Genomic DNA, 12,631 nt, shown 5'->3' on the forward strand with positions numbered 1-12,631 from the left:
AAAAGGCCGTCCGGAGCAAATTTGCTCCGGACGGCCTTTCTGTGTCCGTGACAGATTTTAGTTAGAAGGCCCGGCCGATGTCGGTGCGGAACTGCATCCCCTCAAAATGGATGTGCTCGGCCGAGGCATATGCGCCCCGGATGGCCTCGTCCAGGTCCCCGCCCACGGCGGTGACACCCAGTACGCGGCCGCCGCCGGTGACCAGCTCGCCGGAGTCGTTCCGGGCCGTGCCCGCATGGAAGACCACGGCGGTCTTGCCGGCCTCCTCCAGGCCGGTGATGGGCAGTCCCTTCCGGTAGGAGCCGGGATAACCCCCGGAGGCCAGCACCAGACAGCAGGCAGCGCCCGCTTTCCAGCGGATCTCGGTCTGATCCAGGGTGCCGTTGCGGCAGGCCAGGAGAATGTCCATCAGGTCGCTCTCCAGCAGGGAGAGGACAGACTGGCACTCGGGGTCGCCGAAGCGGGAGTTGTACTCCACCACCTTGGGGCCCTGGGGGGTGAGCATGAGGCCGAAGTAGAGCACGCCCTGGAAGGGACGGCCCTCGGCGGCCATGGCATCCACCGTGGGCTGGAAGATGGTCTCCATGCACACCTGGGCCAGATCGGGGGTGTAGCAGGCCACCGGGGCGATGGAGCCCATGCCGCCGGTGTTGGGACCCTGGTTGCCGTCAAAGGCCCGCTTGTGGTCCTGGGAGGCGGGCATGGGAACCAGGTGCTTCCCGTCGCAGAAGGCCAGCACGGTGACCTCGGGACCGGTCATGCACTCCTCGATGACCACCTTGGTGCCCGCCTCGCCGAACTTTTTGTCGGCCATCATGGCGCGGACGGCCTCCTCGGCCTCCTCCACGCTCTGGGCCACGATGACGCCTTTGCCCAGGGCCAGGCCGTCGGCCTTGACTACGATGGGGGCGCCCTGCTCCCGGACATAGGCAAGGGCGGACTCCAGCTCGGTGAAGGTCTGATAGCGGGCGGTGGGGATGTGATACTTGGCCATCAGATCCTTGGAGAAGGCCTTGCTGGCCTCGATGACGGCGGCGTTGGCCCGGGGACCGAAGGCGGGGATGCCAGCGGCCTCCAGGGCATCCACCATGCCCAGGGCCAGGGGATCATCGGGGGCGACCATGACGAAGTCCACAGCGTTTTCCCGGGCCCAGTCCACCATGCCCTCCACGTCAGTGGCCTTCACCGGGACGCACTGGGCCAGGGCAGCGATCCCGGCGTTGCCGGGGGCGCAGGAGAGTTTCGTTACCTTGGGGCTCTTGGACAGGGCCCAGACAATGGCGTGCTCGCGGCCGCCGCCGCCAACCACTAAAACATGCATAGAGATGACCTCCAAATCACAATAAAGTCAGGAGAGCAGGGCACTCAGTCCGGCCAGCAGGACCAGGTGCCCCGGATAGAACCAGTAGAAGAACCAGCGGCTCCCGTTGCCCCGCTTCCCATTGTAGCGGGAGAGGGGCACCAGAGAGAGACAGGCAAAGGCCGTCATCAGCAGGGAGTAGGGCAGATAGAAGCGCTGGAAATAGGGGAGCCGTCCTCCCATGTCCACCAGGAACCGTGCCCAACCCTCGGTGGGGAGGATGGAGAGAGTGGGCACGCCCCAGTAGGCCCAGAGGCTGCCGGCCAGATAGTAGCACAGCAGGCACAGGGCGAGCATCCGGAGCTGGCGGGCGCGGTCCTCTCCGCAGAAATAGAGGATGACCACGGTGAGGCAGCCGATCCAGCCGTAATCTCCATGGAGGGGCTGGGCCAGAAAGACGCACACACCGCCCAGCAGGATTCCCAGAACAGGATAGCCCTTTTCCTGAAAGTGCCGGTAGAGACCGATGGCCAGAGAGGCGAGGAAAAAGGTGGTGATGACGCTGCGCCCATCCTCCGGCATGACAAAATAGAGGGGGATCTGGGTGAGGGCGGCGAAGCAGAAGAGCCGCCGCAGATAAGCGGCATAGTGCCTGGTTTTCCGGCAGCCCTCCGCCACGAAGAAGGCAAAGATGGGAAAGGCCAGCCGCCCCACATACCGAAAGAGATAAAACCACAGGGAGTCGGGCGGGAAGAAGGGGGCCATGGGCTCAAAGAACATCCCCACATGGTCGATGACCATGAAGAGGGCGGCCAGATATTTGAGCTGAGTCCCGCTGAGACCGCCGCTCCGTTCCAGGGCGGACACCGCTTAGTGGTGGAACAGGCGCACGCCGGTGAAGGCCATGACCATGCCGTGCTTGTCGGCAGTGGCGATGACCTGGTCGTCCCGGATGGAGCCGCCGGGCTGGACAATGTAATGCACACCGGACTTATGGGCGCGCTCCACGTTGTCCCCGAAGGGGAAGAAGGCGTCGGAGCCCACAGTCACGTCGGAGAGCTGGGCGATCCACTCCTGCTTCTCCTGGGCGGTGAGAACCTCAGGCTTGACCTGGAAGATGGTCTGCCACACGCCCTCGGCCAGCACGTCGTCGTGCTCCTCGGAGATGTACAGGTCAATGGCATTGTCCCGGTCGGGGCGGCGAATGCCCTCCACGAACTGGAGACCCAGGACCTTGGGATGCTGGCGCAGCCACCAGATGTCTGCCTTGTTGCCGGCCAGACGGGTGCAGTGGATGCGGCTCTGCTGTCCGGCGCCCACGCCGATGGTCATGCCATTTTTCACATAGCAGACCGAGTTGGACTGGGTGTACTTGAGGGTGATGAGGGAGAGGAGCATATCGTGCTTGGCCTGCTGGGGGAGCTCTTTGTTGGCGGTAACGATGTTCTGGAGCATCTCCTCCGAGATGTCCAGATCGTTATAGCCCTGCTCAAAGGTGATGCCGAAGATGTTGCGCCGCTCGATGGGGGCGGGGGTGTAGTCGGGATCGATGGCCACCACGTTGTAGCCGCCCTTGCGCTTGGTCTTGAGGATCTCCAGAGCCTCGTCGGTATAGCCGGGGGCGATGACGCCATCGGAGACCTCGCCGGCCAGGAAGCGGGCGGTGTCAGCGTCACACACGTCGGAGAGGGCGGCCCAGTCGCCGAAGGAGCACAGACGGTCCGCGCCCCGGGCCCGGATGTAGGCGCAGGCGATGGGGGAGAGCTCTCCCTCGGGGGCGAAGTAGATCTTCCGCTCCACCTCAGTGAGGGGGAGACCCAGAGCAGCTCCGGCGGGGGAGACGTGCTTGAAGGAGGCGGCGGCGGGCAGGCCGGTGGCCTTCTTCAGGGCCTTGACCAGCTGCCAGGAGTTGAGAGCGTCCATGAAATTGATGTAGCCGGGGCGGCCGTTGAGGACCTGGAGGGGGAGCTCTCCCTCCTCCATATAGATGCGGGCGGGCTTCTGGTTGGGGTTGCAGCCGTATTTCAGTTCCAGTTCAGTCATGTGAGAGCCTCCGTTTGTTGGTATGTAGTGGTGAAATTACTGATGCTTGTTCAGAATGACGGTGTCGCTCTTTCCGCTCTCCAGGTCGGTGTAGCGGACGAAGAGGGAGACCTTGTTGTCCTCGTTGAGGCTCTCCCACAGCTCCCGGGCCAGGGTCTGGGCGTCGGGGGCGGTGATGGCGACCTGACGGGGCTCTCCCTCAAAGGAGGGCAGGGGGTCCCGGTTCTCCTGATAGGTGTGGATGAAGTGGCCCTGTCCGGCCAGGGGGTGCTCATAGCCAAAGAAGTAGCGGCGGCAGGAGGAGGGATCGCCGTCGGCGCTCTTCAGGATAGAGAGGGCATAGCTGCCGTCCTTGTGGAGCAGGCCGGAGATCCGGGGGGTGTAGTTGGGGCCATCTGGCTCAAACTCCCGGGTGCGCAGGGACTGGGCAAAGACCTTGCCCTCCAGCAGGCCGTCCCGGACGGTGTCGGTCTGATCACCGTTGGTGACCACGGTGTCGTCGCCCACCACCCGGACGGGATGGTAGATGATGAGGGAGGGATCGGTCATCTTGCTCTCGTCAAAGGCCTTGGTGCGGATGCCGTCCTCGGTGACCTCGAAGATGCGGTTGCGGCTGTTCTCGCTGCGGCCCATGATGAAATAGGCGATGACGCTGTGTCTGCCGTCGGCAGACTTGCCCAGCAGGATGCCCCGGCCGGGGTAGGGATGGGACTGGAGCAGCTCACAGAGATTCAAGGTGTTCATGAAAGATTCCTCCTGACAATGAAGTGGATGAAAAAAGAAAATGGGCGCACCAAAAACAGGTGCGCCCAGACGGTCGGCATAACAAAAGCTGTACTCCATGTGGTAAGCCCACGGTTCCGTCAGTCATACAGCTTTTTTAGGATAGCATATCCCCAGCGGCCTTGTCAAGACGCCTGTCGGAAGGGCGGGGAATTTAGGGGAGAATGTGCACGTGCCGGCCCTCCACCGCCAGCTTATCCTGGCAGAAGAGCGAAACGGCCTGGGGGAGGAGCTTCCACTCGGCCTCCTCCATGACCCGGCGCTGGAGGATCTCCGGGGTGTCGCCCTCCCGGATCTCCACCGCCTTCTGGAGCACGATGGGGCCGCCGTCGGCCTCCTCATTGACGAAGTGGACGGTAGCGCCCGTGACCTTCACGCCGTAGGAGAGGGCCATCTCATGGACGTGGAGCCCGTAGGCCCCCTTGCCGCAGAAGGAGGGGATGAGGGCCGGATGGACGTTCAGGATGGCGTTGGGGAAGGCCTCCACCATCTCTTCGGTGAGAATGTGCATAAAGCCGGCCAGCACCACCAGGTCGATGGAGAGGGCCTTGAGCTTCTCCACCAGAGCGATGGTCATGGCCTGAGGGGAGGGGTAATCCTTCCGGGCCACCACATAGCCGGGGATACCGGCTTTTTCGGCCCGCTCCAGGGCATAGGCGTCTGCCCGGGAGGAGAGGACGGCGGCCAGCACGCCGCCCCCCAGCTCTCCCCGGCCCTGGGCGTCGATGAGGGCCTGAAGATTGGTTCCGCCGCCTGAGACCAGAACGGCGATGCGTTTTTCCGCCATGGCCTTACACCAGCTCCACGCCGGCGTCGCCCCGGACCACGGAGCCCACGGCGTAGGCGCTCTCTCCGGCGGCGCGGAGGATCTCCAGAGCCTTCTCGGCCTCCCCGGCGGGGACGGCCAGGAGCATGCCCAGACCCATGTTGAAGGTGTTGTACATGTCCCGCTCGGGGATGTTGCCCTTCTTCTGGATCAGGTCGAAGATGGGCAGGCGGGGGAAGGAGGAGAGCTCGATGCGGGCGGTGAGACCCTCAGTCATCATGCGGGGGACGTTCTCATAGAAGCCGCCGCCGGTGATGTGGCTGATGGCGTGGATGTCCACACCGGCCTTCAGGAGAGCCTTGACCGCTTTGACATAGATGCGGGTGGGGGTGAGGAGAGTCTCACCCAGGCTCTTGCCGCCCAGCTCGTCCACGGGGGCGTTCAGGTCGGCGTGCTCCACGTCAAAGACCTTGCGCACCAGGGAAAAGCCGTTGGAGTGAACGCCGGTGGAGGCCAGGCCGATGAGGGCGTCGCCCTCGCTCAGGCGCTTGCCGTCGATGATCTTCTCCTCGTCCACGATACCCACCGAGAAACCGGCCACGTCATAGTCCTCGTCGGGCATGACGCCGGGATGCTCGGCGGTCTCGCCGCCCACCAGAGCGCACTCGGACTGGCGGCAGCCCTCGGTGATGCCGGCGACGATCTCGGCGATGCGCACGGGATCATTCTTGCCGCAGGCGATGTAGTCCAGGAAGAAGAGGGGGGATGCGCCGCCGCAGATGATATCGTTGACGCACATGGCCACGCAGTCGATGCCGATGGTGTCGTGCTTGTTCAGCAGCAGGGCCAGGCGGAGCTTGGTGCCCACGCCGTCGGTGCCGGAGACCAGCACAGGGCGCTTCATCCCGGCCAGGTCGGGGGCGAACATGCCGCCGAAGCCGCCCAGGGTGCCCAGCACGCCGGGGATGTAGGTGGATTCCACCATGGGCTTGATACGCTTGACCGCCTCATAGCCGGCGGTCACGTCCACGCCGGCAGCGGCGTAGGAAGCGGAATGAGAGTTTTCCATACGAACCTCCAAAAAAATAGTGGGGGAACGGCCTTACTCTTTGCCGGTCCAGCAGTAGGTACATACCTTGCAGGGCTCCAGTCCGATGGCCTTCATGAGGCCCTCCAGGGACTGATAACCCAGAGAAGTGAAGTGGAGCTTTTTGCAGATGGCCTCCAGCATGCACTGGCCGCGCTCGGTGGTGGGATCGGCATACTCGTCCAGATGGGCCTCGCCCTCCTCGCCCTCCAGCTCCTGGACGGTGCGGCGGGTGATGAGCTCCATCTCCGATTTGCTGGAGGAGAAGTTCAGGTACTTGCAGCCGTACATGATGGGGGGACAGGCCGAGCGGATGTGGACCTCTTTGGCACCCGACTCATAGAGGAAATCCACGGTCTCCCGCATCTGGGTGCCGCGGACGATGGAGTCGTCGATCATCAGCAGCTTCTTGCCCTGGATGAGCTCAGGCACGGGGATCTGCTTCATCTTGGCCACCTGGTTGCGGACCTTCTGGTTGTCAGGCATGAAGGAGCGGGGCCAGGTGGGGGTGTACTTGACGAAGGGACGGGCAAAGGGCTTGCCGCTGCGGTTGGCGTAACCGATGGCATGGGGGATGCCCGAGTCGGGAACGCCCGCCACATAATCCACGTCCTGGGCGATGCCGCGCTCCCGGTCGGCGTCGGCCATGATCTCGCCGTTGTGGTAGCGCATGACCTCCACGTTGACGCCCTCATAGTTGGAGTTGGGGTAGCCGTAATAGGTCCACAGGAAGGCGCAGATCTTCATCTCGGTGCCGGGGGCAGAGAGCTGCTCCACCCCATCGGTGGTGACCCGGACGATCTCCCGGGGGCCCAGTTCGTAATAGTCGTGATAGCCCAGCTTGTGGTAGGCGAAGGACTCGAAGGAGATGCAGCAGCCGTCCTCGTCCCGGCCCACCAGAACGGGGAGACGGCCCACCTTGTCCCGGGCAGCGATGATCTCGTTGTCGGGGGTGAGGATGAGGATGGTAGCCGAGCCGTCCACCACATCCTGGGCGTGGCGGATGCCGTCCACCAGGTTGTCCTTCTGGTTGATGAGGGCGGCGATGAGCTCGGTGGAGTTGACCTTGCCGGAGCTCATGGCCATGAACTGGGTGCCCACACCGGCGTCAAAGTACTGCTTCACCAGCTCCTCGGCGTTGTTGATGATGCCCACGGTGGTGATGGCAAAGAGGCCCAGATGGGAGCGCACCAGCAGGGGCTGGGGGTCTGTGTCGCTGATGCAGCCGATGCCGCTGTGTCCGGCAAAATCGGACAGGTCCTTCTCGAACTTGGTCCGGAAGGGAGTGTTTTTGATGTTGTGGATCTGGCGCTGGAACCCCTTGTCCCGGTCATAGATGACCATGCCGCCCCGGCTGGTGCCCAGGTGGGAGTGATAGTCCACGCCGAAAAAGATGTCAAGTACGCAGTCCCGCTTGGAGACCGCACCAAAGAAACCGCCCAAAGTCTTTCCTCCAATAGAAATGTGGGGGCGGGCCGGCGCGGGGCCGGTCCGCCAAGTCAGATGATAACGGAAACCGGGAGAGGTTTACTCTCCCATGAGGCGGCGCATGACCTCCTCATAGGCCTCCTCCGCGCCGCCCAGATCCCGGCGGAAGCGGTCCTTGTCCAGCTTCTCATGGGTCTTCTCGTCCCACAGACGGCAGGTGTCGGGGGAGATCTCGTCGGCCAGAACGATCTGGCCGTCGGCGGTCTTGCCGAACTCCAGCTTGAAGTCCACCAGATCGATGCCGATCTCCTTCATGAAGCCCTTGAGCAGGTCGTTAACCATGAAGGCGTACTTCTTGATGAGCTCGATCTCCTCCCGGGTGGCCAGCTTCAGGGCCAGGGCGTGGTAGGAGTTGAGCAGGGGATCACCCAGGTCGTCGTTCTTGTAGGAGAACTCGATGGTGGGCTCGTCAAAGACGATGCCCTCCTCCACGCCGTAGCGCTTGGCGAAAGAGCCGGCGGAGATGTTGCGGACAATGACCTCCAGGGGCACAATGGAGACCTTCTTGACCACGGTCTCCCGGTCGCTGAGCTCCTCCACAAAGTGGGTGGGGACCCCCTTGGCCTCCAGGCGGCGCATGAGGTTGTTGGTCATGCGGTTGTTGATGGCGCCCTTGCCGGTGATGGTGCCCTTCTTGAGGCCGTTGAAAGCGGTGGCGTCATCCTTGTAGGACACGATGACCAGATTGGGGTCCTCGGTGGCATAGACCTTCTTGGCCTTGCCCTCATAGAGCTGCGTTGTTTTTTCCATAGTTCACATTCCCCTTGCACACATTAGGATATTGATAGCAATTGATAGCAGAGATGATTACTGGGCGAAGAAAAGCTTGGAGAGAGTCATGGGATCCACATACTTGCCGTCCTTGTACACCCGCATGTTGCCGGAGGCCACCTCGTCGATGAGCATGACGTTGCCGTCGGCATCGTAACCGAACTCAAACTTGATGTCGTACAGGACCAGACCGCGGGCCTTGAGCTCGTCCGCCACGATCTGGGTGATCTGCTGGGTCTGGGCCTTCATGTCGTCGTACTGCTTCTCGGTCATGACGCCCAGCACCACCAGGCCGTCCTTGGTGACCAGGGGGTCGCCCTTCTCGTCGTTCTTGAAGGTGGTCTCCACATAGGCGGGCAGATCAGCGCCCTCCTCGATGTACTCGCCGTACCGGCGCAGGAAGCTGCCCACGGCCTTGTGGCGGCAGATGACCTCCAGACCATGGCCGAACACCTTGGCGGGAAGGACCTCCATGGTGGTGTTCTCCAGGTCGGCGCTGACATAGTGAGTCTTGATCCCGGCGGCGTTGATCTTCTCAAAGAAATAGATGGACATGCGCAGGTTCACGTCGCCCACACCGTCGATGGTCAGGCCCACGGAGTTTTCACCGGGATCGAACACACCGTCCTTGCCGGTGCAGTCGTCTTTGAACTTCAGCAGGTAGTTGCCGTTGTCCAGGGCAAACACGTCTTTGGTCTTTCCGGTGTAAACCAGTTTCTTTTCCATGTGGATCATCCTCCAGAACAAAGATTAGTAGATCAGTTTATCGGGCAGCGGGTACGCTTACTGGGCCAGCTCTGCCTGAAGCTTGGCTTCCTTCTCGGCAATCTGCCGGGCCATCTTGACCCGGGCCTCATCCAGCCGGGCAGCCAGATCGTCATCGCTGACAGCCAGGATCTGAGCGGCCAGGACGGCGGCATTTTTGGCGCCGTTGATGGCTACCGTGGCGACGGGGATGCCGCTGGGCATCTGGACGGTAGCCAGCAGGGCGTCCAGACCGTCCATGGCGCCCCCCTTCATGGGGATGCCGATGACGGGCAGGGTGGAGTTGCCGGCAAAGGCGCCCGCCAGATGTGCGGCCATACCGGCGGCACAGATAAGCACGCCGAAGCCGTTCTTCCGGGCATCCCGGGCAAACTCGGCCGCCTGGACGGGGGTACGGTGAGCGCTGAGGATATGGGCCTCGTAGGGGATGTGGAACTCGTCCAGCTGGGTGCAGGCGGCCTTGACCACCGGCCAGTCGCTGTCGGAGCCCATGATGATGGCAACTTTCTTCACAGGAATGACCTCCTCGTTCATCTTGGGAAGGGAGACGGAACCAAACAAAAAGTTAGGTCGGTACAAAATAAATCAGGGTATCCGTTATACGGATACCCTTCCTAATCAAACCGCTATTTTGGACGCATTGGGACCCTGAGACAGGCGCTTATGTGCAGTAATCTTCCAGTTCAGCATCCGATCCACGTCCGTTCCCCCTTATCAAAGAAAGAATACTTATACTATATCGGCTCTTCTGTCGCTTTGCAAGTGCAGAGGTGGATTTTTGTATGCTTATACAAGGGGAGCGGGGGGGAGAACGGCGCATTTTGCCATACCCGGCAGTGCAGTGTCGAAAAGGGGTTGACAGAACCGATTTGTCATACTATACTTCAAATAGTAATACTAATTGAATGTATGTATCACAAATAGTGGTGCAGAAAGAGAGGGAGATAAGATGACACGACCGATGCGGACGCCGGATGAGCCCTATGCCCAGGGGAAGGTGATGCTTCTGCGTCTCATCTCCCAGTCGGTCAAAGAGGGAACGGAGAAGCTGCCGTCCGAGGAAGAGCTGGCAAAGCTGGCCGGAGTGAGCCGGGTGGTGATCCGGGATGTGCTGAGTGAACTGGAGTCCAGGGGGTATCTCACCCGCTGGCGGGGCCGGGGCACCCTCATCAATGCGCCGATCTGCACCGCACAGCCCCGCATCGATGAGGAATTCAGCTTTCAGGAGCTCTTTGCCGCCCGGGGAATGACACCCGCGGTGCGCCTTCTGGAGGACCGCTGGATCTCTCCTGAAGAGGCGGAGCTGCCCCTTGGAGCGGAGATCGGCCAGGGGGAGGAGCGGCTTTTGATGCTGGAGCGCGTGTTCCTGGGGGACGGCGTTCCCATGATCCACAGCAAGGTCTATTTCCGGGGCAGCAACCTGGAGTTTGACTATCAGAGCTGGAAGAATTTTGCCGAGCTTACCCTGAACGAATTTCTGGAGCTCTTCTGTATCCGGCAGCCGGTGGTCACACTGGCAGAGCAGACGGTAGAGACGGCGGATGCCGCCCTGGCCTCCAAACTAGAGGTGGCAGAGGGGACCCCGCTGCTCCGGATGGACGATGTCCGATACGGTGTGGGCAGCCTGGAGCTCCTGCGCGGCACCGCCTACTTCTGCAAGGACATCCTGCCGCTGCGCCTGGTCCGCAGAAGATAAGATACAACGATTTCACAGCGCCATAGACTGCATCCATACGAAACACCCATATGTTTTCCGTTATCCCTGGAGCCGGGGGCTCCATTTTGAGATAGGAGGAAACAGATATGAAGGAATGTCTCAGAAAGCAGATTTCCCTATGGACCGCTTCCGCCCTTTTGATGGGCGGCCTGGCCGCGTGCGGCGGGGGAGGAGAGGGCGCCCCCGCCGATTCTTCCGGAACACCGGAGGGAGAAAGTGAGATCAAGATCGGCATCCTTATTCCCGGTTCCCCCACGGATGGCGGCTTCTCCCAGCAGGCGGCTGAGGCCGGCGCGCTGCTGGAGGAGCAGTTTAACTGCCATGTGGCCGTGGTCGAAGCGGCCACAGCAGACGCGATCAAGAGCGAAGGAGAGACCATGGCCGCCGAGGGCTACAAGATCGTATTCGGTCATGGGGGACAGTGCTCCACACCCCTGGCTGAGATCAGCAAAGACTACCCGGACACCTGGTTCGTCACCACCGGCGGAACCGAGATCCGGGAGAATCAGTTCCCCGCCTGCCTCTGCCTGGAGCAGAGCACCTATGTGGCCGGTGTCATCGCGGGCCTGATGACCGAGAGCAATGTGATCGGCTGTTCCGTGGGCGGCGATTTCCCCGCCTATACCAAAACGACCAACGGCTTCAAGCTGGGTGCGGAGAGTGTAAATCCTGATGTGGAGGTGCTCTTTGCGGTCCTGAGTTCTACCGATACCACTGAAGCGTATGAGACCACCACCAATCAGATCCAGATGGGGGCCGACTTTATTTACAGCAATACCAATGAGGGCCAGGGTGGTGCCATCAAGGCGGTCAGCGAGCATGAAGGGGTCCGGGCCTTTGGCTCCCTGGGCGATTTCATTCCCCTTGCGCCGGAATCTGTGGTAGGCAATACCATGGGTGACTGGTCCAAAGCCTTTATCAACGCCACCGAGGCCATCCTGAATGATGAGGTGGGCGAGCCGGAGATCATGTATCTCGATATGTCCAACGAGTCGGTTTCTTTCGAGTGGAACGAGGAGCTCAAAAAGGAGATCCCCCAGGAAGTGCTGGACAAGGTGGACGAGACCATTCAGGCCATTGCGGACGGCACCATCCACGTTCCCAATGAGTACGAGCTGGGCTGATAGAAGAGCAGAAAGGAGAAGGACGCCATGGAAATGAGCGGAAAGGTCGCGGTAATCACCGGCGGAACCTCTGGAATCGGAAGGAGCACCGCAGAAAAGCTGCTGGAGCGGGGGGCCACTGTCCTAGTCCTGGGCCGCAGCCGGGAGCGGGGCGCGGAAATGGAGCAGCTTGGGAATTGCCATTTCTACCCCTGTGATATGGCCTGCCCGGAGGAGATCGCAAAGACCTGCGATGCTATCCTGCGGGACTATCCGGAGATCGACATTCTGGTCAACAATGCGGGCATGTCCATTGACGGAACGGTAGAGACACTGTCTCTGGAGGAGTGGAACCAGATCTTTGCCGTCAATGTGACCAGCGTTTACCTGATGAGCAAGTATCTGATTCCGGCCATCCGCAAGCGGGGCGGGGGACGCATCATCAATATCGCCTCCACCGCGGGCACGGTGGGAGCCCCTGGGCTGGACGCCTATGCCTCCACCAAGGGAGCGGTCATCCAGCTCACCCGCAGCATGGCGGCGGATTATGCCGCGGAGGGGATTTTGGTCAACGCGGTTTGCCCCGGAGGGACCCTTACGCCCCTGATGTGCGGGATCGAGGCCAACGGCAGCCTGGACGACTTCGCCAGTCTCTTCCCCATCAAGCGCCTGGCCCAGCCGGAGGAGATCGCCGCCATGATCGTATTCCTGGCCAGCGACGCGGCCAGCTTTATGGCGGGGAGTACCGTGCTGGTGGACGGAGGATTTACCTGTATTTAAGGGCGGAAAAGCCGCCTGGGAAAGCGGG

At 61.7% G+C, this 12,631-nt stretch carries 13 protein-coding genes and 1 riboswitch; of the genes, 3 read left to right on the forward strand and 10 right to left on the reverse strand.

Annotation, left to right across the window (positions count from 1 at the left end; genetic code table 11):
• Positions 1–61: 61 nt before the first annotated feature.
• From purD to purE, 10 genes are all read right to left on the reverse strand, one after another.
• Complete coding sequence (gene purD / locus GPK94_RS08630; protein WP_215655549.1) at positions 62–1,321, reverse strand: phosphoribosylamine--glycine ligase; 1,260 nt, start codon at positions 1,319–1,321, stop codon at positions 62–64.
• A 27-nt stretch (positions 1,322–1,348) separates the two neighbouring features.
• Positions 1,349–2,167: a TraX family protein gene (locus tag GPK94_RS08635; RefSeq protein ID WP_215655550.1), complete on the reverse strand. Its 819-nt coding sequence runs from the start codon at positions 2,165–2,167 to the stop codon at positions 1,349–1,351.
• 3 nt (positions 2,168–2,170) lie between these two features.
• Positions 2,171–3,343 carry a phosphoribosylaminoimidazolecarboxamide formyltransferase gene (locus GPK94_RS08640; RefSeq protein ID WP_193537515.1) on the reverse strand — a complete coding sequence of 391 codons (1,173 nt, stop codon included), beginning with the start codon at positions 3,341–3,343 and terminating at the stop codon, positions 2,171–2,173.
• A 36-nt stretch (positions 3,344–3,379) separates the two neighbouring features.
• A complete protein-coding gene (locus GPK94_RS08645; protein WP_101693392.1) occupies positions 3,380–4,087 on the reverse strand; it encodes an IMP cyclohydrolase in 708 nt (235 codons plus the stop codon).
• Between the two features lie 56 nt (positions 4,088–4,143).
• A riboswitch (ZMP/ZTP riboswitch) is annotated at positions 4,144–4,224 on the reverse strand.
• Between the two features lie 56 nt (positions 4,225–4,280).
• Positions 4,281–4,913 carry a phosphoribosylglycinamide formyltransferase gene (gene purN, locus GPK94_RS08650; protein WP_101693391.1) on the reverse strand — a complete coding sequence of 211 codons (633 nt, stop codon included), beginning with the start codon at positions 4,911–4,913 and terminating at the stop codon, positions 4,281–4,283.
• Between the two features lie 4 nt (positions 4,914–4,917).
• The gene (purM, locus tag GPK94_RS08655) at positions 4,918–5,961 is read right to left on the reverse strand and encodes a phosphoribosylformylglycinamidine cyclo-ligase (protein WP_101693390.1); all 1,044 of its coding nucleotides are present in this window, start codon (positions 5,959–5,961) and stop codon (positions 4,918–4,920) included.
• A 33-nt stretch (positions 5,962–5,994) separates the two neighbouring features.
• Positions 5,995–7,422 carry an amidophosphoribosyltransferase gene (locus GPK94_RS08660; protein WP_101693389.1) on the reverse strand — a complete coding sequence of 476 codons (1,428 nt, stop codon included), beginning with the start codon at positions 7,420–7,422 and terminating at the stop codon, positions 5,995–5,997.
• Positions 7,423–7,506: 84 nt separating this feature from the next.
• The gene (purC, locus tag GPK94_RS08665) at positions 7,507–8,217 is read right to left on the reverse strand and encodes a phosphoribosylaminoimidazolesuccinocarboxamide synthase (protein WP_101693388.1); all 711 of its coding nucleotides are present in this window, start codon (positions 8,215–8,217) and stop codon (positions 7,507–7,509) included.
• A 57-nt stretch (positions 8,218–8,274) separates the two neighbouring features.
• A complete protein-coding gene (locus GPK94_RS08670; protein WP_101693387.1) occupies positions 8,275–8,964 on the reverse strand; it encodes a phosphoribosylaminoimidazolesuccinocarboxamide synthase in 690 nt (229 codons plus the stop codon).
• A 57-nt stretch (positions 8,965–9,021) separates the two neighbouring features.
• Entirely contained in the window at positions 9,022–9,537 is a 516-nt protein-coding gene (gene purE, locus GPK94_RS08675; protein WP_101693998.1) for a 5-(carboxyamino)imidazole ribonucleotide mutase, read from the reverse strand.
• A 415-nt stretch (positions 9,538–9,952) separates the two neighbouring features.
• On the opposite strand from purE, the gene GPK94_RS08680 reads away from it, so the two are divergent.
• The 3 genes from GPK94_RS08680 to GPK94_RS08690 all read left to right on the forward strand — a co-directional run bounded on the left by GPK94_RS08680 (position 9,953) and on the right by GPK94_RS08690 (position 12,603).
• Complete coding sequence (locus GPK94_RS08680) at positions 9,953–10,699, forward strand: GntR family transcriptional regulator (RefSeq protein WP_215655551.1); 747 nt, start codon at positions 9,953–9,955, stop codon at positions 10,697–10,699.
• Between the two features lie 107 nt (positions 10,700–10,806).
• Positions 10,807–11,844, forward strand: a complete 1,038-nt coding sequence (locus GPK94_RS08685) for a BMP family protein (protein ID WP_215655552.1) — start codon at positions 10,807–10,809, stop codon at positions 11,842–11,844.
• Positions 11,845–11,871: 27 nt separating this feature from the next.
• The gene (locus GPK94_RS08690) at positions 11,872–12,603 is read left to right on the forward strand and encodes an SDR family oxidoreductase (RefSeq protein WP_215655553.1); all 732 of its coding nucleotides are present in this window, start codon (positions 11,872–11,874) and stop codon (positions 12,601–12,603) included.
• Positions 12,604–12,631: the final 28 nt, after the last annotated feature.

It is taken from the genome of Pseudoflavonifractor sp. MCC625 (assembly GCF_018784545.1).
GTDB lineage: Bacteria > Bacillota > Clostridia > Oscillospirales > Oscillospiraceae > Pseudoflavonifractor_A > Pseudoflavonifractor_A gallinarum.

Excerpts from the sequence above, each read along its gene's own strand:
- purD (WP_215655549.1), bottom strand. The coding sequence starts at position 1,321 with ATGCATGTTTTAGTGGTTGGCGGCGGCGGCCGCGAGCACGCCATTGTC.
- GPK94_RS08640 (WP_193537515.1), bottom strand. The coding sequence starts at position 3,343 with ATGACTGAACTGGAACTGAAATACGGCTGCAACCCCAACCAGAAGCCC.
- GPK94_RS08645 (WP_101693392.1), bottom strand. The coding sequence starts at position 4,087 with ATGAACACCTTGAATCTCTGTGAGCTGCTCCAGTCCCATCCCTACCCC.
- purN (WP_101693391.1), bottom strand. The coding sequence starts at position 4,913 with ATGGCGGAAAAACGCATCGCCGTTCTGGTCTCAGGCGGCGGAACCAAT.
- purM (WP_101693390.1), bottom strand. The coding sequence starts at position 5,961 with ATGGAAAACTCTCATTCCGCTTCCTACGCCGCTGCCGGCGTGGACGTG.
- purC (WP_101693388.1), bottom strand. The coding sequence starts at position 8,217 with ATGGAAAAAACAACGCAGCTCTATGAGGGCAAGGCCAAGAAGGTCTAT.
- GPK94_RS08670 (WP_101693387.1), bottom strand. The coding sequence starts at position 8,964 with ATGGAAAAGAAACTGGTTTACACCGGAAAGACCAAAGACGTGTTTGCC.
- purE (WP_101693998.1), bottom strand. The coding sequence starts at position 9,537 with ATGAACGAGGAGGTCATTCCTGTGAAGAAAGTTGCCATCATCATGGGC.
- GPK94_RS08680 (WP_215655551.1), top strand. The coding sequence starts at position 9,953 with ATGACACGACCGATGCGGACGCCGGATGAGCCCTATGCCCAGGGGAAG.
- GPK94_RS08685 (WP_215655552.1), top strand. The coding sequence starts at position 10,807 with ATGAAGGAATGTCTCAGAAAGCAGATTTCCCTATGGACCGCTTCCGCC.
- GPK94_RS08690 (WP_215655553.1), top strand. The coding sequence starts at position 11,872 with ATGGAAATGAGCGGAAAGGTCGCGGTAATCACCGGCGGAACCTCTGGA.